Source organism: Oleiagrimonas soli (genome assembly GCF_000761445.1).
GTDB classification, from domain to species: Bacteria; Pseudomonadota; Gammaproteobacteria; order Xanthomonadales; family Rhodanobacteraceae; genus Oleiagrimonas; species Oleiagrimonas soli.
The window spans coordinates 197,700-216,870 of the sequence record NZ_KN196471.1 but is presented as its reverse complement, the minus strand read 5'-3'; the positions used below and the strand labels follow the sequence as shown (position 1 = coordinate 216,870).

The window sequence follows — 19,171 nt, the reverse complement described above, 5'->3', positions numbered from 1 at the left end:
CCGATTTTCGGTATGAACATTACCCTGCAAAATCGTGACCTCTGGTTGAATCAGAGTTATGGCCGATTGCCCTGTGGTCGACTCAAGCCATGGTAGCGTTCAAAAGAGCACAATGTATGCGCACTCCCACTGCAAGCGACATGCTGTATTTTTATCCGCACCACGCCCACATCGAACCATCTCTTCGGGGAGACAACAACAGGCGAAGCAATTGGTCGCCGGGTTATTACGGTAGGTATGTCCCTTTGTTGACTCCGACTTCGGATTCGGAGCGTGACTGCAACGAAATCGTTCCTGATGCAGACGAAATTCAGGAGACCCTGACATCCGATCGCATGGATGACGATGGCGCGCCATCGCGATGAAGCAGCTTGCAGGTCGTGTGCAAAAGCCTGCTTCAACAGAAAGGTGTCTTGTCGAAGAAGTGTCGATGCAGTTGGCTGAGTATGGTGCGCTTTTGCGTGAACGGATGCCGTCTTGGGGCAACCGCCCTAGGCGCAGCAGCGGCAGCGCTGGGCGCGCGCGAGGGGATGTTGTCGCACTTGACCGCCGGGCTTCGGTGCAAAGTGGTGCGCATCAGGCGCACGCCGCGGTCGTAGTTCCATCCCTCCAACGAACGCATAGCATCGGTTGGCTATGCAGAGCGCATCAGGCCGTGAATCTCGAATGAGCGTACACTCGGTAGACTCGAGCCAGTGGCCAATGACGGATCCTTGTGGAAAGTCAAGAAAGCCAACGGATCGCGGCGGCTCTCGCTAGTCGGGCAGAGACTGCCGGGCAAGTGGCCGACGGCATGGTGTCGGCATGGCAGGGTATCGAAGCCGCTCTGAGTCCCGTCATCGGGCAGCGGGGCGTGGCCATGCTTTACAAGCGCAGCCTCTATCTTGTCGCTCCCTCTCATCCGTGGCTGACGGGCATGCACGAAGGGGTGCAGTCGTCCATCGACCTGGACGCCCTGAAATCTGTTTTTGCACAACAGCACGCCGCTATCGCCGCTGTCGCGGGCGGCGCTTTTCTGCAGACATTCTGCGAATTGCTGACCAGTCTGATCGGTGCTTCGCTCACTGAGCGATTGCTTCGTCCCGTATGGGCCCACTTTTCGAGCGGCCCGCCCGCGCAGGACACCCCGCCATGACCACCAAAGTGACTATCAATCGTCTGGCGACAGGCGTTCCTGGCCTGGACGAAGTGTTGGGGGGCGGGTTGCCGGAGTTTTCATTCAACCTCATCGCCGGGCCGCCCGGCTGTGGAAAAACCACGCTAGCGCACCAAATGATGTTCGCGTTGGCGACGCCGAAACGTCCGGCGCTGTATTTCACGGTCTTGGGCGAGCCGCCCCTGAAAATGCTTCGCTATCAGCAGCAATTCGATTTCTTCGATAGTGCGTTGGTCAACCGATCGATCCATTTCATCAACTTGTCAGATGACGCCTCGGACGGGAATCTCGACCAGGTGCTGCAGCGCATCGTCGCCGAAGTGGAAGCGCATCATCCTGCATTGGTCTTCGTGGACTCGTTCCGTTCCGTGGTGCACGCGAGCAGGGGGCTGGGAGATCCGCACAACAACTTGCAACAATTCGTGCAGCAGCTCGGCATGCTGATGACCAGCTGGCAGGCCACGACGTTCCTGGTCGGCGAGTACTTCATCGAACGCGATACCGAGGCCGAGGCCAATCCGGTACTCACCGTGGCTGACGGGCTGATTTGGTTGCGACAGAGTGTCGAGCGCAATTCGATGGTCCGCAAGATGGAGATCATGAAAATGCGTGGCCAGCCGACGCTGCCCGGGCTGCATACATTTCGTATCGGCAGCGCCGGCCTCGAAGTGTTCGCACCCGCCGGCGCGGCGTTGCCGGAGCGCGACGCATCGAACGCGAAATCGCTGGGTGCACGCTTGCTGATGGGCGTGCCGTTCCTGGATGAAATGATGGGCGGTGGCTTGCCGCGTGGATACTCTGTGCTTGTGGCAGGGCCTTCAGGATCAGGCAAGAGCATTCTGGCCTCGGCGTTCTTGGCGGAAGGCGCTCGCTGTAACGAGACCGGAGTCATTGCGGTCTTCGAACAGCGCCCCAGCCGATTACGAAACGGCTTGCTTGCAGCGCTGATAGAAAGCGGCCAGGTGGGCTTGGTGGATAGCCGCGCTCCAGACCTCTCGATCGATGAGATCGTCCAATTGCTTCTGAACGAGATTCGACGTCTCGAGGCGAGTCGCGTCGTCATCGATTCGCTGTCGGCCTTCGAACTTGCCTTGGCTCCGACGTTCAGGGAGGACTTCCGTGAGTCGCTCATGCGCCTGGTCAATGCCCTGGTCGGTGAAGGCGTGACGGTCCTGATGACCTCCGAGCTGGAGGACCGCTACATCGATCTGCGCTTCAGTCCGTACGGGACCGCGTTTCTGACCGACGCAATTATCCTGCAACGCTACATCGAGGTCGGCAGTCGGATCAGGCGCGTATTGGCCGTGGTCAAGGTACGGGCCAGCGCACATTCGGACGAATTGCGCGAATTCAGCATCGATGACGAAGGCATCCACATCGGTGAAATGTTGTCCGATCAGGAAGGGTTGCTCGGGGGAAGGCCAACGAGAAAGCAGGCTTCTTCTCGATCTCGCACGGCCATCGTCGCGGACGGTGGCGACGAATCCAGTCACCATGAACAAGACCTCTGACAACAAAGGAAGCGGTGCGCGGAAAGCCGCGCGGGAACTTGCCCAGTTGCATGAGCAAGCCGTGCAGGCGCGTGAGGTATTGATTCGTTTGCAGCAGGACGTTGTTGAGGCAAAAAGTTTCCTGGACAGCAACCGGTCCAACCAACTTCTTGAAGCCAACGAGCGGTTGGTCATCTGCGCGCTGAACGCGAAGACCGAGGCCGAGGCCGCCTCACGGGCGTTGGGCGAATTATCTCGATCCGCGCAGCTGGATGCGCTGACGGCGTTGCCCAATCGCGTATGCCTGCTCGACCGGTTCGAGGGCGCCATCGCCTTCGCCAAGCGTCACGGCACACAAGTGGCGCTGTTGTTCTTTGATCTGGATGACTTCAAGAAGATCAACGATACCCTTGGCCATGCGGTCGGCGATGGCGTGCTCAAGCTGGCGGCGGAGCGTCTCGCGGCCCTGGTTCGCAAGGAGGATATGGTCAGTCGCTACGGAGGCGATGAATTCCTGGTCCTGCTCACCGAGGTGTCTCATGCCTCCGACGCCATCCTTGTCGCCGACAAGATGATCGCGTCTATCGCCGTTCCCTGTCGCGTAGGCGACCACTCGTTGCATCTGACGGCAAGCATCGGGATCAGCATCTACCCTGATGATGGCGCGGATGTCGAGACACTCATTGACCGCGCAGACACTGCGATGTATCGGGCCAAGCGGATCGGACTTGGCCGTTCCGTCTTTCATGGCGAAGACCCCTCGGTTGCCCGAAGTCTGGAGTTTCCGGCACGGGCGCCCATGCGGCACCCCCTTGGTCATCAGGATTTTTCATCGGCCGAATACGAACACCGGCACGCACAGTTGCGAGAGGCAAATGAGGAACTGGTGTTGGCCGCGCTCAGTGCCCAGGAGCTGCAGGCCATCGCAGAACTGAAGCAACGGCAGCAGAAAGATTCTCTGGCCGTCGTCGCGCATGAGCTGCGCAATCCGTTGATGCCCATTCGTATTGCGGCCGAAATGATTGGCATGGTGGGTGTGGACGAGGTACCACACTATCAAGCCATCATTGAGCAAGGAGTCGAGCAGATGGCGCGTCTAGTCAGCGATTTGCTGGATGTTTCCCGTGCGAGTACCGGCAAGCTCAGGATTGAATGTCAGGTCGTGGACCTGGCCGCCTTGCTCGTCGAGGCGGTCGATGCGTACCGACCCGCGGTGGACAAGCGCGGGCAGCACTTGAGGATTCAGGTACCACCGCGTGTTCTCGATCTGGATGGCGATCCTGTGCGTCTGGTGCAGATCTTCAGCAACCTGCTCGATAACGCATCCAAGTACACACCCAAAGGTGGAGAGATCGGGCTTTCGGCTGTGGTGGATGGCGATGCCATCGTAATCACCGTCTCCGATAACGGGATCGGAATTACCGTCGACGCCTTGCCCGGGATCTTCGAGCCGTTTGCACAGGAACCGCATGCCATTGGCTTCAGCGGATCCGGTCTGGGTATTGGGCTCACGGTGGTGCGTGAGCTGGTCGAAGCGCATGGCGGCACTGTGATCGCACGTAGTGCCGGCGCCGGGTCGGGCAGTCAGTTCATCGTCACGCTGCCTTTTTGTGCGGCCGGGAAGTCATGTGCCGACCCTTCATGAAGTTTCGCCGTCTCTACACACGATCCTTCTCCCTGGCAACACCAGGACGGTTTAGATATTGCATCGTGATGTGATGCTCCAGACCGTCATCGATCAGTGCAACGGCATCGCTATCCTGGGCGATACCATCCAGGACAGGCGGGTGCGGTGGGGTATGCGCCACGATTTGCACGGTGATGTGATAGAGCGTGTGGCGAAAACGATAATGAACGACGAATCGTCTCCACGTCGACGGAACAACGGGCACGAAATGCAAACGGTTACCCTCGACGCGCAGGCCGAGCAAGGATTCCGTGATCAATCGGTACATCCAACCCGCCGATCCGGTATACCAACTCCAGCCTCCACGACCGGCATGTGGCGGCACGGCGTACACATCTGCTGCCACCACATAGGGTTCGACTTTGTATACGCCAATCGATGCGGCATTCATGCCGCGATGGATGGGGTTGATGATGTCCAGCACGTCCCAGGCACGCCCGGAGTCACCCAGGGCGGCAAATGCCATCGCAGCCCATATGGCGGCATGCGTGTATTGGCCGCCGTTTTCGCGCACGCCAGGGGCATACCCCTTGATGTATCCGGGGTCCAGTAACGAATCATCGTCGAACGGCGGATCCAGTAGCTGCACCAGTTGCAGGTCGCGTCGCACTAAATGTTCATCGAGGGATTGCATGGCCTTGCGCTGCCTGTCTTCCGATACGGCGGCGGACAACACCGACCAACTCTGGGAGATGGAGTCGATGCGGCAGGCATCGTTGCGGGCTGAGCCCAGCGGAGAGCCATCGTCGAAATAGGCTCGCCGATACCAATCGCCATCCCACCCATGTCGCTCCAGTGGCTGCTGCAGGGCATGGGCCTCTACTTCGCATCGACGGGCAAAGACCTCGTCGCCATGCACCCGGGCCGTGTCGGCAAATTTCGTCAACACCTCATACAGGAAAAAGGCCAGCCATACGCTTTCACCCTTTGCACCCTTGCCTACACGGTTCATGCCGTCGTTCCAGTCGCCCGTTCCGATCAGCGGCAAGCCATGTACGCCTCGAGGCATGCTGTGCTCGATGGCCCGGACACAGTGCTGGTAAAGCGTTTCGCGCAGCGATGAGTACCCGGGGAGGTCGTAGTAGGACTCTTCCCCAGCATGCAGTGCGCGTCCCTCGATGTAGCTGGCCTTGGCATCCAGGATGCTGCTGTCGCCGGTGATGCGTACATACCGGCTGGTCACCAATGCCAACCAAAGGTAATCATCCGAACAGTGCGTGCGTACGCCGTGATCCTGAGGCGGGTGCCACCAGTGCTGTACGTCCCCCTCGGGGAACTGATGAGCGGCGCAATACAGCACGTGCTGCCGCACCAGGTCGGAATCGGTGTGGATCATCGCCATGGCATCTTGTAGTTGATCGCGGAAGCCGAAGGCGCCACCGGACTGGTAGTATCCGCTGCGCGCATAGAAACGCGAGGCGATCACCTGATACATGAGCCACCCGTTGGCAAGCAGGTTTACGGAAGGATCGGGCGTATCCACCTGCACCGCGCCAAGTAGCTGCTTCCAGTGTGCCTGGACGGTCTCCAGTGCATCGGCGGCCGTACCGGTGCCGCGACAACGTTTGGCCAGGGTGCTCGCCGTGCTCGTGGTTGCGGCGGCACCGAGACGAAATACCACTTCATGACAGCCGCCGTCGTCCAATTCGAAATCTGTGCGAATCGCGCCACAGGGATCAAGACCGGCCCCGATACGTCCGGACAACGGGTGTTGGGCCATGGCCGCCGGAGCGCGAAGACTGCCATTACGGCCGATGAACTCGCTACGGTCACCGGTGAGGCTGCGATCCGCTGCATCGACATCGAAGAAGGCAACGTGTTGTGGAAAGCCCAGCAGATAGGCGTTGCGGGCGAACATCGCGCCGCTGCCTGGATCCAGTTCAGTGACCACATGCATGGCCGTCTTGGTTCGCAGATCGCCCAATACCCATTCGACGTAGCCGGTGGCGGACAGGTGACGATGCCTGCCCGATGCGTTGCGCACCTTGAGCACTGAGAACTTGACCGGCATGTCGATGGCGACATACACCCAAAGTTCGCTGTGGATGCCGTCCTCGATGTGCTCGAATACGCTATAGCCGAAGCCGTGACGCGTGCGATAGGTCGCGCTCCCGCGTCGTGGCAACGGCGTCGGCGACCAGTAGCGGCCGCTTTCTTCGTCGCGCAGGAAAAGGCCCTCGCCGCTGGCGTCCGTGACCGGGTCGTTGACCCACGGGGTCAGGCGGAACTCGTGCGCATTCTCGCTCCATGTGTACGCGCCTCCACTTTCGGAGATCACCGTGCCGAAATCGGGGTTGGCCAGAACGTTGACCCACGGTGCCGGTGTGACGTGGCCGGCCTTCGTGACGATCTCGTACTCGCGGCCATCCTCGCTGAAGCCGCCGAACGGGTTGTCGAGAACCGGTGCCGGCGATGCCGGCTCGGTCGCCGTGTCGGCGTTGGTTGCAGCTTCACCGCCATCGACCAGATGTTCGGGATGGAAGCGTGGCAGCAGCGCTTCCGCCCAGTGTCGATGAATCTGATCGTGCAGGCTGCCGCGCGTGTCGGACAATACGATTCGCGACGCCGCCTGGGTCAGCAGGCGATCCTCGCGCGAAAGTTGTGGCGCAGGTCGCACGAAGATGCCACCCGGCCTGTCGAGCAGATTGGCTCCGAGCCCGGATGCGATCAGGTCCATGATCAGTTCGCGCAGATGTTGTCGGTACACACTCTGGTCTTCGTTCCAGATCACCAGGTCCACGGCCAGTCCCTTCTGCCGCCAGTAGGCATGGGCCTGGACCAGTTGCCGTACCAGTTCGATGTGCGCCGAACTGCCGATCTGCAGCAATACGATGGGCCGATCACCCGAGATGGACTGCCCCCACAGACCGGATTGATCGCGCCGATTGGCGCTTAGTACACCGGATTCGGCGCGCAGTCTGGCGTGGGCGTAGATGATCGCGGCGGCCATCTTCTCGTACAGGCGCGCATCGGACAGCGTTGCGTTGAGCTGGCTAAGGAACACCCTGCTGTGCGTCCAGGCCAGACCGAATACACGATCGGCCAGGTGTCGGTCGCGATACTTTTCGATCAGGTGAAGGCAGGCATTGCGGTTTGTGGCGATACCGGTCACCAGGTCTATGCTCGCTACCTGTCCGGGTTCAAGTACCAACCGACAGCGGATAGAAACGATCGGATCGAGGACCGCTCCTGCGCTGTTGGACAGTCGGTCATCCGTGCCGATACTGGAGTCCATGGCTAATGGGTGGATCAGGTCTCGACCGCGACCGATGAAGCGAGCCCTGTCCGTTTCGTACGATACAGCGTGCGCGTGCGCATCGTGCACGGCCAGCAGGTGGCACATCCATGGCGCGTCTTCGTCGCTGGACCGGGGGCGACGTGTGCAGATGATTGCCTGCAGCGGCTCGATCAATTCAGTCTGCACGAACAGTTTGCTGAAAGCCGGATGCATGGCGTCGTCAAGCGCCGGCGCCAGGACCACTTCGGCATAGCTGGTGAACTCGATGGTGCGCCGTTCGCGAGAGCGATTGGTCAGATGCATTCGGCGCAACTCGATGTCGTCCTCGGGTGAGACCACGATCTCGGTATGCGCGTCGATGCCGTGTTGACGCACGCGGAACTCGGCGCGCGCATCGGAAAAAATGGCTTCGTAATGGTCTGTCGGATTCAAGGTCGGCTGATGTGCCGTGGACCAGAATGCACCGCTTTCTACATCGCGCAAATAGCAGAACATGCCCCAGTTGTCGCAGGTCGAATCCTCCTGCCAGCGCGTGACGGCAAGTTCGCGACAGCGGCTGTAGCCGCCCCCGGCGCTGGTGACCATGACGTGATAGTGGCCATTGGAAAGCAGCTGCACTGCCGGACGCGGAGAATCGGGGTCGGTGAACACGAGCAGTTTGGTCTCGTCGTTGCGCGAGATGGCTGCTGCCGAGGGCATGCCGGCGGCATGCAGGTATTCGGCAGCCACCCGTGGCACGCGTTCCTGCAGCAGCAACATGCTTGCCTGGCATTGCCGGTCCGATGCAAATCGCCGCTGCATGGGTTCGTCCAGCAAAACGCTCACCAATGCCAACAGGCTCATGCCCTGGTGGTGTGTCATGAAGGACTGTACGACGGCGTGGGACTGCCCCTGAGGCAATCTCGACGGCGTATAGTCGATGGCTTCAAACAAGCCGTAGCGTCCGCTAAACCCGTCTGCGATCAGTCGCTGCAGGTTCTTCACCGCCCGGGCCGGGGCTACCATCAGAGCCAGTGCCGTGGCATAGGGCGCCACGACGATATCCTCGCCAAGTCCGCGCTTGAGTCCAAGGCCCGGTACGCCAAACGCGCGGTATTGATAGTTGAAACGAACGTCCATGGCGTTGTAGCCGGATTCGGACATGCCCCAGGGAAGACTCAGCTGCCTCCCGTATTCGATCTGCCGCGCCACTGCCGTACGACAGGTCTGATCGAGCAGCGTGTCGGCATAGCTGGGCATCACCAGCATCGGCATCAGGTACTCGAACAGCGAGCCAGACCATGACAGCAGCACCGGCATGCCACCGGTGGTCGTCAGCAAACGGCCAAGGCTGAACCAGGCCTCTTGTGGCAACTGGCCCTGTGCAATGGCGACGAAGTGGGTCAGTCGGACCTCCGATGCCAGAAGGTCGTAATAGCCGGCATCAAGCCGTCTTTCATCCAGGTTGTAGCCGATCGATAGCAGCCTGCGCTGGCTGTCGTAGAGAAATCCGAAATCCATCTCCGTCAATGCGCCGGCCACGGTTGCCAGATGGGCGCACCGCTGCACGCAAACCTCGGCCTTGCGACGGCAGGTGAGCAAGGCTTCCCGGTCGGACTCGGGAGCATCCGCGATCCGCATTTCGGCCATGTCCCGCCATGTCGGCACTGGTCCGGCCGCAACGCCACGCAGCGCGGCGTCGAACGACCGCCCGGGCAGTCGTGCCCAGAACCGGGCATCGGCAGCAACATCCCTGCACTGTGCCTGTAATGCCTGTAGCCAGTAATGCGTTTCGCTTTCGGCAATCGCATCCACATGGTCAGCAAACCGCTCGACCCGTTCGAGCAGGGGTTCGAGCAAGGCCGCCGCGGCCCAAAGCGAGAGCGGTGGCGCCCGGGATACCATGTTCAGCTCTGATTGCAGTGATGCAAGCGCTGGCAGCATCGGCGAAGTCGTGCCGAGGGTTTCCCTCACCACATCGATCGTGGTTGCCAGACCCTCCAGCACGCGCCCGTCGAAGACCGGTTGATCCGGCAGCTCAATCAGGCCCGCGCGCAGCGTGAGCAAATGCCCCGCCAGATTGCCGCTGTCGACGGTGGACACGTAGCGTGGGGCCAGCGGTTTGAGAGTCTGAGTGTCGTACCAGTTATAAAAATGCCCCCGATGGCGCGGCAAATTCTGCATGGTGGCCAGCGTGCCGTCGATGCGCTGCAGCAGACGCGCGGTGCTCAGATAGCCCAGGTCATGCGCGGCCAGGTGTGCCAACAGCGCCATTCCCATGTTGGTAGGCGAGGTGCGGTGGGCAATGGTCGGCTCGGGTTGTTGCTGCAGGTTGTCCGGGGGAAGCCAGTGGTCCTGTTCGCAGACGTGCCGATCAAAAAACGCCCAGGTACGACGCGCCAGAACCCGCAGAAGCCGCGTATCGGCAACGGACGGTCTGAAGGTGGCCCGCGCAGGCGAACGGCTGATCCACCAGGCCACAACAGGCGACACCAGCCATGCCACAAGCAGCGGCGCAGCCCAGGCCAGTGACATCGGTCTGGACCACAGCAGGGCGAACATCACCCCTCCGAGCACCGGACCTACCCACATCAGCCGGAACATCCCGGACAGACTGCGAGTGCTGGAACGCTCGACATCGCGTGAGGTATTCCATTGCAGCAACCGTCGATGACTGAATAGGATGCGCCATAATGTCCTGGCGATCGCATCCATGCTGTACCAGGCCTCGTGCGGTAGCCACACGAGCGTCAGCACGGCACGCAGCAGATGTCTACCCGACTCGCGCAGCGCTACCGACAGGTGCTGGCCCAAGCCAACACCATGCGGTTTCTGCACCAACTCCAGCAGCGAGCTGAATAACGGAACTATAAAAACAAGGGCCAGCACGGCAATGACCCACGACTGCATTTTCTGCACCACCAGCCACCCCAGCAGCAGAATGACCAGCAGTGCCGCTGGCTCCAGGCTGCGGCGCAGGTTGTCGAATAGCTTCCAGCGCGAAAGGGCCGATAGCCGGTTGCGTACGATCCGACCGTTAGCTGACCGCACCCAGGGCGCAATCCACGGAAGAAGCTGCCAGTCACCGCGAATCCAGCGATGCTGCCGGCTGACGTATGTGCTGTAGCGTGCCGGATATTCCTCGTAAAGCTGCACATCGCTGAGCAGGCCGGATCGTGCGTAGGTCCCTTCGATCAGGTCATGGCTGAGGATTCGGTTGTCCGGGAAGCGCCCTTCCATCGCCTGTTCGAACGGCTTTACGGCGTAGATGCCCTTGCCGACGAACGACCCTTGCCCGAACAGGTCCTGATAGATGTCCGAGGTCGCCCGGGTATAGGGGTCGACGCCCGCATCGCTTCCGAACAATTGCGCATAGGTCGAACGCGCCGTGCTTTGCAGGCTGATGCCCACTCGCGGCTGCAAGATCGCGTAGCCTGAGACGACGCGTCGTTTGACCGGATCATAGACCGCGCGGTTGAGCGGGTGTTCCATTGTGCCGACAAATTGGTGCGCGGTTTCACGCGGTAACTGAGTATCGGCATCCAGCGTGATGACGTAGCGAATCCGGGTCAGCAGCGCGGTATCGCCGACGATCAGCGAGAACTGATCGCGCCCCTTGCCAAGCAGCAGCGCATTGAGATCGCAAAGCTTGCCGCGCTTGCGCTCGTATCCCATCCAGATCCGATCGGCAGGGTTCCAGCGGCGCGGGCGGTGGAACAGGAAGAAACGGTCTCCGTCTCCTCCGGGGTAGGTTCGGTTGAGTTCGTCGATGAGGCGATGCGCTGTGGTCAGTAGCGTGCTATCGCCGGGTAGCACCCGGGTCGGCGCATCCATGAAATCGGTCAGCAGACCGAAGTGCAGATGGGGGTCGCGATTCGCCAGAAAGCGGATCTCAAGGCCTTCCACCTGCTCCTGAATATCCTGCTCGCTGCCGACAAGCGTCGGTACGACCACTAGGGTGCGCGCATCGGCGGGAATGCCATGCGAGTAGTCCAGCCGTGGCAGCATCGCCGGTATGGTCGTCAGCGTCACCAGCCAGTTTGCCAGCGCGACCGCGAGTCGACTGGTCATCAGCAGTGTCGCCACAATCAGGAGCGCGAGCAGGTATCCAGGCCAGCCGTCCGTGTGCAAGGTGTCCACGAAAGGCACCGACAGCGCACCGGTCAGAACCGTGATCGCGCCCAGATACAAGGGTAACGGGGCACGGTCCAGTGCGCACTTCCAAATGCGGTGCAAGGACCACCGCATGCCGATCCGGTGCTGCAGCAGAGGTAGACCCTTGTCGAGCAGGTAGTAGCCTACATGGGTCTGGACCGCGCCCTTGGCCGCTGCGGCGGCATCCCGTCCGGCCAGCTCCAGTGCGGCGTTGGCCACGGACGCCTCCGGTTGCCTGCAGGTTCTGGCCATACGCTCCACGGTGTGCCGGTAGAGATCGCGTGTGGCGAAGTCCATCAGCGGATACACCCCGGCCGGGTCTTCACGCAGCACCTGTTCGACGATGCTTGTGGTTTCGACGAACGCACGCCAGTCCATGTTATCGAGCAAGCGCAGGCTGCCTATGCTGTTACTGACCGAGACTTGCATGGCCGCCTGCTGCTGGGCTTCCAATTGCACTAACTGTTCAATATTGAGACCGGACTCGGAAAGGTTCTGCTCGATCCACGTCAAGGGCATCGCCAGAGCGGTACTCTGCCCCTGCAATCGGCGTGTCAGTTCGGCGACGAACGAGCCGACCATGGGCGGATCGGATTGCGCCATGGCGGCGACCGTGAGGACCACGCTCTTGAGGTCGCGTTCGGCGGTTCGAGTCAGGCGATCGGCCCATTCGATCGCCAATTTTCGCTCGTTCCAGTTCTTGACCACGCGTACAGCGATACGGCGCAGGTTCTCGATCAGCGTCAGCCGCAACATGATCGGAATCGCCCACAACTCGCCCAACGTAAGCGGCATGACGCTCTGGTAGGCCACGACGAACCGGTTCAGGCCTTCGCTGTCTACCCGTCCGTCGCCGTGGGAAATGATCTCCAGCGCGATGTCGTACACACGTGGCAGACCATTGGAGGCGCCGCCTTTCAGCCACGGCAAGGTTTCGTTGTAGCTTTTGGGCAGGTGCTTCTGCGCCGTGCGTATCTGCTCTTCGATCAGGTAATAATTATCCAGCAACCACTCGGCTGCCGGAGTGATGCGCTGGTTGGACTGCGCAACCAGCGTAAGCATCCGGCAACTCTTGACCAGCACGCTCTCGTTGTCGGCAAGGCGTTTGAGTAGAAGGTTTTTTGCTTTGCTGGCATGCGAGTCGTGCCGGCGAGCCAGATGGATACCGTGGCGCTCCATCTGGTCGGCGCTGAACAGTTCGGCGCGCAGAGCTGGCTCGGGCGGGAACGCCCAACGGGCAGGTTTCCGTAACAGCCTGCCTATTCTGGATCGCCAGATGCGCACGAACGCGCGAATGGGTTTGCTATGCATGGGTCGTGGCTCGCCGCTTGGTGATCCCCATGCTCGGGCGCGCAATATCTTGGATGTCGTGCGCCACATGGGCAACGAGCCCGATCCGGGTCCGTTGCAGTGGATAAGAGTTCGTATCCACACCTTGACGGTGCGCCGTCATCCGTTAATTCGACGTGAACCCGTCGTGAGGACGGCAGCGTATCGAGTCGCTCCGCAGCGTCGCTGTTTGCGGAAACCATCTGTGCCGATAGCGTGGTCTGGTGCATGTCGCCGTCGGGAACCGGACGCGACAACGCCCTCGGTCCGGCTCATGATTGTCTCATCCATGCGCCGACACGACGTGATCGATATCCGAAGGATCCGCGTATCACGGGCACCGCGATCAGCGGGCTGGCAGGCAAGCCCGCTCCGGACACGCTATTGGTCGACGTAGCCGTCTTCTGGCTGCTTATGAGAACTTGCGACCCGAATCCTTCGATTCCGGTGCAACGTCTCGCATCCGGCGCATCGGGCCATAGCGGATCCTCTCTGGATCGCAGTTTCAATGCCTGGCACTCCTGGCGATCAGTCAGGCGATATGCGAGTACTGCAAATCGCGAGACATCGACGGTCCGTTGTATCTGGACTTCGATACCCAGGCGTTGTCGCGGCCGGCTTACGAGGACGCATTGAGGTTCATCCGTCAGCGTTTGCCCGAATCGCTGGCCCCGACTATGGTCAAGCTCGCCTCGCGGGTGTCGCAAGCTGTGCGGCTTGGATGGTTCGTCGAGGATTTGAGACAGTCGGCGAGACATGCACGGTAGAGGTGGAGGATCTGGACACTTTTCTGTCTGCACGACACATACGGTGAGTGGCTAAGCCGGCACCGTGAATCCCCACTTCTGGCCTTGGATGGCGGCGGTCGAACATCCGTTGCTGCCGCGCTGTGCCGCCCCGCATGCCTCCGCTCTACATTGCTTCCCTTCGACAGAGGTCGGAAGTGAGTAAGATTGTGAGTAAAAAATAATTTTCATACGAAAAATAGTTTAAATATCATATATTTGATCATTTAATTTGAAAGACGCCGAGGCCAATATTTTCAAAGACGCAGGCCACCTCATGGGGTGGCCTTCGTCTTTGGTATAAACGGGATAGTGCGTCTCTGTCGCGACAACTTTGGATGATCTTTAAACCACAAATTGGCCAGCAGCCTAAACTATAAGTTGTCCAAGGTCGGAGGAGAGTCTTTCGGATGGCCGATTGGACATCAAAAACCGATGTGCTACTCAAAGCGGGGGCGTAGGGGCACCAGATTGGAAGCAAGGACACAAGCCCATACATGCTGGTGACCAGCAAGGCGGCTCCTTCAATCACCCTCGGGGAGTAAGACATGGCGATGCCACCGACCACCAGCGGCGCACCGATCGTGATCACGGGGTTGCCAGCCGCTGCCGGCGCGTAGCCGCCATCGATCGCTAGCGCGCCAGCCGCTATGTTGACCGTGCCGCCGCTGCTGGTTACAAAGTGTCCGATTGTGATATCGGAATATCCTATTTCATCGTCACGCTTGCCAACCATGCTTCGGTCGCGATTATCGCGTAATTATCCTTCCTTCAAGGTGAGGTGACGACGTGGCGAGGGGCCCGTTCAAGCTGATCGCTAGATGCGTGGGATTTTAGTTTCTCAAGAGTCCAATCATCAAATGCGCCGCTTATGCTGGCGACCAGTATCCCTTCCACTGGATAGCTTAGTTCTTTGGCAAGCACTTTATATTGCACGTTCAAATGTTCGTGTTCGCCGAAATAAAGCAGAAGCCGATTGTTGAGTCCAGACTTATCACCTGGACGAAGACTTCGGGCTGATAATTCCTTGGTCTTCCAATCTCCCGCAGGATGCTTTTGGGAATCAAGAAAATCCCCGTAGTCTTTGCGCCATCTCTGCTGCTCTCCGTAACGCGTTGGCTCCCTGGGCATATAGTTGTGCGCGGGAGCTGGTCGGCCATCAGGCGTCGTTACAGCTATCTGCACTGTGCATTCAGTCAGATAGACATCTGACGTGTTAATGATCTCAAGATCTATCCATGCGCTATTTAATGAAATCGATGCGCACGCCGCAAACTCGCGCCAGTAGTCCGAATTGACTCGACTACCGAACTTCTTTCCGAGCCACCCGCGCTGGTCGGTGAAGTCCGGCAACGACTGAAGGTCCGGGAAACGCATGCGTCGAAATGGAATCAACAGGTGCTGCGTGCGATTTCGGTCTCGGTCGAGCAGGCTGACCTGCGGAGGCGCATGCGTTGGCGCGGCGTTTTTCGGTGCGAACATTGCACGGAGAGTATCTGAGTCAGCTATGTCCGTATGGCTACCTTGCCTTATGTATGTAACCCCTTTGTTGACGATGCCGTAGTCATTCCTCGACAGGAATGGGCGGGCTGCAAGCTGTTCGAACGGAATGCGTAATACAGCGATGGTTTGCCCACGGTATTGGACGTGTTTGTATTCGAAAACGATAGTTTTTTCGACATGAGTAGAAACAAATTGTTGAATATCAGCCTCATCATGAATTGCGTCCCTATCAATGCCGATGGCCTCGGCGCTTTGGCCTGGGCGCTCTCGGACGCCGACAAGGATGTGGGAATCATGTTCGCGAAAAGCGTTTACCATGGCGAGAATATCTTTCAGAAGCTCAGACTTCTTCCTCTCGAAATATTTGGGGTCCAACTTCTTTCCGCCGATGGAAGTCGACTCTCGACTTATAACGTATGGCTCTTCTTTGTAGTCAACCGTAGCGCCTTCGCCTTGCTCCAGTAAGGTTGTGATTAGGTCCTCGTTCAAAAGTTTCTCCCCGCGCTACATTTTGATTAGTCGATCTGGGGTTATTAGGCTTAACGTGAGCGAGGAACCGCACGCGATCAGCCCTAAGCCGAGAGTCGGCGGCGACGGTTTGGAAGCTCTCGATGAGCCCCCGTGTTCTGTATTATAAGAAGGCCAAGCTTAACTGCGGACGCGACGCATGCTGAAGGTCCGCGTTTCTATGCTTGTGGCGGCGTCGCGGCTCATAGGAAAAAGACATCTATTGGGGAACCGCTCAGTGTCAGGAAATGGAGAGCAAGGCTATAAATTGGTAGGCTGCCTAAACCATAAGTTGTCCAGGAAGGGGGTCTTTGGGGTGGGGCGGAGTGAACTCCAAACCGATGTGCTACCTAAGAGGGGATGTAGCTACCCCAGCTGATGACCTGACCGCCGTAGTTGGATATCCACCCCCGTCATCCTCAATCGCCACTCGCACAGTTGGTTGCTTGTGCCGTATTCGAGCGCAATCTCACGGGCAGACAACCCTGTGCGTCGCTTGACGAAGAGCGCGTCCCTCGGGAGCAGTATCGCGCCACCCAGCCAGTCGGCCTCGGACTCTGCCTCGTCGGAGTATTCACTGAGGAGCATCAACCCGCTCTCCGACACGTTGACATGGGACGGGATGTGTTTCAGAACATGGTGAGCAAGCTCGTGGGCAAGCGTGGCGGCCTGCCGCGCACGACTGTGGCTCGGATTCAGAACAATTCCGACTAGGCTGCTCTCCTGGAGAGTCATTCCCGACCAACTGTCTGAGTCTGTCTTGAGCAGCTGCGTCAAGGACTGCGGGCTCAAACCAAGATCATGGATGTTCAATGTCACAATGCCTAGGCTCTCCGCGTAGACCCAGGGATCTAGCGGGGAAAGCGTATCGAGACCTAGATCAGCACGCGCTTGCTCACCGATCCGCTCTGCCTGAGCCTTGAATCCTCGACGCACTAGCGATTCATCAATTTGGCGCGAGCCTGCAGCGCACGTTGCGAGGCAAGAATGAGTTCGCCAAGTGCCGCGGCTGTGTCTTGGCTGACGGTTTTCTTCTTTCGGAAGTGAGCGACTGCTTGCGGTGGCTCCTGGTCACCGTTTCGCGCCTCCAGTCCCAGGAACTCCCTAGGATCAAGATCTAGCCACTTACAGATCTTCGCGAACGTCACCAGATCCGGCATGTTGCCGTTCTCAACACGAGACAAGGTTGCCGGACTGATACCGACATCCATGGCGGCTGCACGAACTCCTCGCCCGTCTCGCTTCACAGCGATCAGGCGGCCTAACTCCTCGATTGGTATGGACATTTGTCCCTCGGTCAACGCGCACTTGCGCCAAGCACATCTGCGGCGTATGGTGTCTCACATGTAAGACGTACTGTTTCTTTCACAAGACGTCTTATTGATGATGCAAAAAAGCACGGTTAGTGAGACATGTCAAGAGGAAAGCGCGTATGAATACCAGCATGACCAACCCGCCCTCGGAAGACGTACCTGGCCAGCACAAGTCTGCCGAGATTTTCGTTAATACGACTCCTCATACGGTGACGCAGAAGCGCATCAGCTATGAAGAAGTGGTGCGTCTGGCGTTTCCTCAAGGACCGTTCGACGTCACCTACTCGGTGGACTACGCCAACGAGCACGGCAAGGACGGCACGCTCAGCAAGGGACAGGACACTAAGGTTCACAACGGGATGCATTTCAATGTCATCAAGTCCAATCGCTCCTGATCAAGCGCTGCATCGCCTTCGGCAGGACGGCTTCAAAGTGGAAATCCGTGACCAGCACTTGCTGGTCCACGGAGTCCCTTTCGTCACCGCTCAGCGCGTGGTGCGTTTCGGTACGTTGGTTTGCCTCTATCTTCAAGAAGGCGATCAGATAACGCCACCCAACGGCAGCGGCGACAACCATCAGATGTGGTGGACGGAGGAGTATCCGTGCTACCCCGATGGCACGGTGCTTGACCTTGGGAGCGACACGGCGACACGGGAACTACTACCAGGCCTGACGATCCGTAATCGCTTTTCCAGCAAACCCGATCTGTACCATGTCACGGGCTACCCGAACCATTACGAGAAAGTCGTCTACTACGTCCGAATGATCCAGAATCCGGCGAAGGCCATCGACGCCGATGTTGATGCACGTAACGGAGTGATTACTGAAACCCAGTCTGCCGAGTCCGTATTTCGTTATCCGGACACGGCATCAGCACGCGCGTCGATCCTTGCACTATCCGCCAAGCTCGCCGTCCAGAGGATCGTGATTGTAGGCTTGGGTGGCACGGGAGCCTACGTGCTGGACCAGGTCGCAAAGACTCCCGCCGGCGAAATCCATCTCTTTGATGGCGATATCTTCAAAAGTCACAACGCGTTCCGCTCGCCTGGTGCGGCCTCGCTTGCGGAGATCAACGCCAGAGAGCCGAAGACGGATTACTACAAGCGCAAGTTCGATCCCATGCGCCGTGGGATCATCAGTCACCCGGTGTTCTTGAGCGAGCACAACATCCAGGATCTCTCTGGATTCGACTTCGTTTTTGTATGTGTCGACAAGGACGAAGCGCGCGCACTGATCGCGAAGTACCTCGTCGAACAAGGCATCCCGTTTGTTGATACTGGCATGAACCTTGAACTCATTGCCGCGACGAACTCACTGATCGGCACCGCGCGTGCGACACTCGTCAGCCCGACCCGGCCGGAAACTGCGAGTGAGTGCCTCCCTATGGGCAAGGAAGATGATGATGTGCTGTATCGGCAGAGCATCCAAGTCGCAGACATGAACGCCATGAATGCGGCACTGGCGGTCATCAAATGGAAGCAACTTCTCGGCTTCTACTCCGACACTTTCAGGTCTTACGAATTGTCGTTCGCGGTCAACTTCGGCACTATCTCTCGGAAGCCATGCGCACAGGACCCGGACGATTGAGCAGCATTCGGCCGGAGTTCGTTGATTCCGCACCGCTTAACCTATCGCCTGGCGTGCTCTACATCAGCGAGCGCTTCAAGACCGCGCTGCATCTATGTCCATGCGGCTGCGGAGAGAAGGTGATAACCCCGCTTTCTCCGGCCAGATGGCAGGTTTCATACAGCGCGAGCGTCGTAAGCCTTTATCCCTCAGTCGGCAACTGGGACTACGCCTGCCGCTCCCACTATTTCATCCGACGCAATCAGATCGTTTGGTGCGACCAGTTTGCACCACATGAGATTGCTAGGGTGAAGGAACGTGATCGTCGGGCTCTCGATGGTGAAATGGCCGCGCGCAACAGGATCAAGCGAATAGCATCGTGCGAATGGATGTTGGATTCGCTATCCAAGTTGAGAGAATGGCTGCGTTCTCTCTGGTAGGTATGCGATAGCTGATCCGGGCG

The 19,171-nt window shown here is 59.1% G+C and carries 11 protein-coding genes; 6 read left to right on the top strand and 5 right to left on the bottom strand.

Annotation, left to right across the window (positions count from 1 at the left end; translation table 11 throughout):
• Window positions 1-781: 781 nt before the first annotated feature.
• Genes LF63_RS14740 through LF63_RS14730 form a run of 3 tightly spaced genes read left to right on the top strand, consistent with a single transcriptional unit; the run spans window position 782 to window position 4,291 of the window.
• Window positions 782-1,135 carry a hypothetical protein gene (locus tag LF63_RS14740; protein ID WP_200877583.1) on the top strand — a complete coding sequence of 118 codons (354 nt, stop codon included), beginning with the start codon at window positions 782-784 and terminating at the stop codon, window positions 1,133-1,135.
• On the top strand, window positions 1,132-2,667 hold the full coding sequence (locus LF63_RS14735) for a DUF7125 family protein (protein ID WP_081945296.1): 1,536 nt from the start codon (window positions 1,132-1,134) through the stop codon (window positions 2,665-2,667). The genes LF63_RS14740 and LF63_RS14735 overlap by 4 nt, the downstream gene beginning before the upstream one ends.
• The gene (locus LF63_RS14730; protein ID WP_052395340.1) at window positions 2,651-4,291 is read left to right on the top strand and encodes a diguanylate cyclase domain-containing protein; all 1,641 of its coding nucleotides are present in this window, start codon (window positions 2,651-2,653) and stop codon (window positions 4,289-4,291) included. Before LF63_RS14735 ends, LF63_RS14730 begins: the two co-directional genes overlap by 17 nt.
• Window positions 4,292-4,304: 13 nt before the next feature.
• Here the strand turns inward: LF63_RS14730 and LF63_RS14725 are convergent, their stop codons facing one another.
• The 5 genes from LF63_RS14725 to LF63_RS14710 all read right to left on the bottom strand — a co-directional run bounded on the left by LF63_RS14725 (window position 4,305) and on the right by LF63_RS14710 (window position 17,115).
• A complete protein-coding gene (locus LF63_RS14725) occupies window positions 4,305-13,016 on the bottom strand; it encodes a GH36-type glycosyl hydrolase domain-containing protein (protein ID WP_043104384.1) in 8,712 nt (2,903 codons plus the stop codon).
• Between the two features lie 1,026 nt (window positions 13,017-14,042).
• The gene (locus tag LF63_RS15930; RefSeq protein WP_152569391.1) at window positions 14,043-14,555 is read right to left on the bottom strand and encodes a hypothetical protein; all 513 of its coding nucleotides are present in this window, start codon (window positions 14,553-14,555) and stop codon (window positions 14,043-14,045) included.
• Between the two features lie 35 nt (window positions 14,556-14,590).
• Complete coding sequence (locus LF63_RS15615) at window positions 14,591-15,811, bottom strand: AlbA family DNA-binding domain-containing protein (RefSeq protein WP_081945295.1); 1,221 nt, start codon at window positions 15,809-15,811, stop codon at window positions 14,591-14,593.
• Window positions 15,812-16,195: 384 nt separating this feature from the next.
• Window positions 16,196-16,564, bottom strand: coding sequence for an ImmA/IrrE family metallo-endopeptidase (locus LF63_RS16495; RefSeq protein WP_425477075.1), 369 nt, complete (start codon window positions 16,562-16,564; stop codon window positions 16,196-16,198).
• Between the two features lie 200 nt (window positions 16,565-16,764).
• A complete protein-coding gene (locus tag LF63_RS14710) occupies window positions 16,765-17,115 on the bottom strand; it encodes a helix-turn-helix domain-containing protein (protein WP_043104376.1) in 351 nt (116 codons plus the stop codon).
• Between the two features lie 146 nt (window positions 17,116-17,261).
• Between LF63_RS14710 and LF63_RS16050 the strand changes: the two genes are divergently transcribed.
• The 3 genes from LF63_RS16050 to LF63_RS16490 are packed head-to-tail and all read left to right on the top strand — an operon-like array spanning window position 17,262 to window position 19,148.
• Complete coding sequence (locus tag LF63_RS16050) at window positions 17,262-17,537, top strand: multiubiquitin domain-containing protein (RefSeq protein ID WP_161782359.1); 276 nt, start codon at window positions 17,262-17,264, stop codon at window positions 17,535-17,537.
• On the top strand, window positions 17,512-18,729 hold the full coding sequence (locus LF63_RS14700) for a ThiF family adenylyltransferase (protein WP_043104370.1): 1,218 nt from the start codon (window positions 17,512-17,514) through the stop codon (window positions 18,727-18,729). The genes LF63_RS16050 and LF63_RS14700 overlap by 26 nt, the downstream gene beginning before the upstream one ends.
• Window positions 18,615-19,148 carry a ubiquitination-like system serine protease family protein gene (locus tag LF63_RS16490; protein ID WP_425477073.1) on the top strand — a complete coding sequence of 178 codons (534 nt, stop codon included), beginning with the start codon at window positions 18,615-18,617 and terminating at the stop codon, window positions 19,146-19,148. Before LF63_RS14700 ends, LF63_RS16490 begins: the two co-directional genes overlap by 115 nt.
• The last annotated feature ends 23 nt before the right edge of the window (window positions 19,149-19,171 follow it).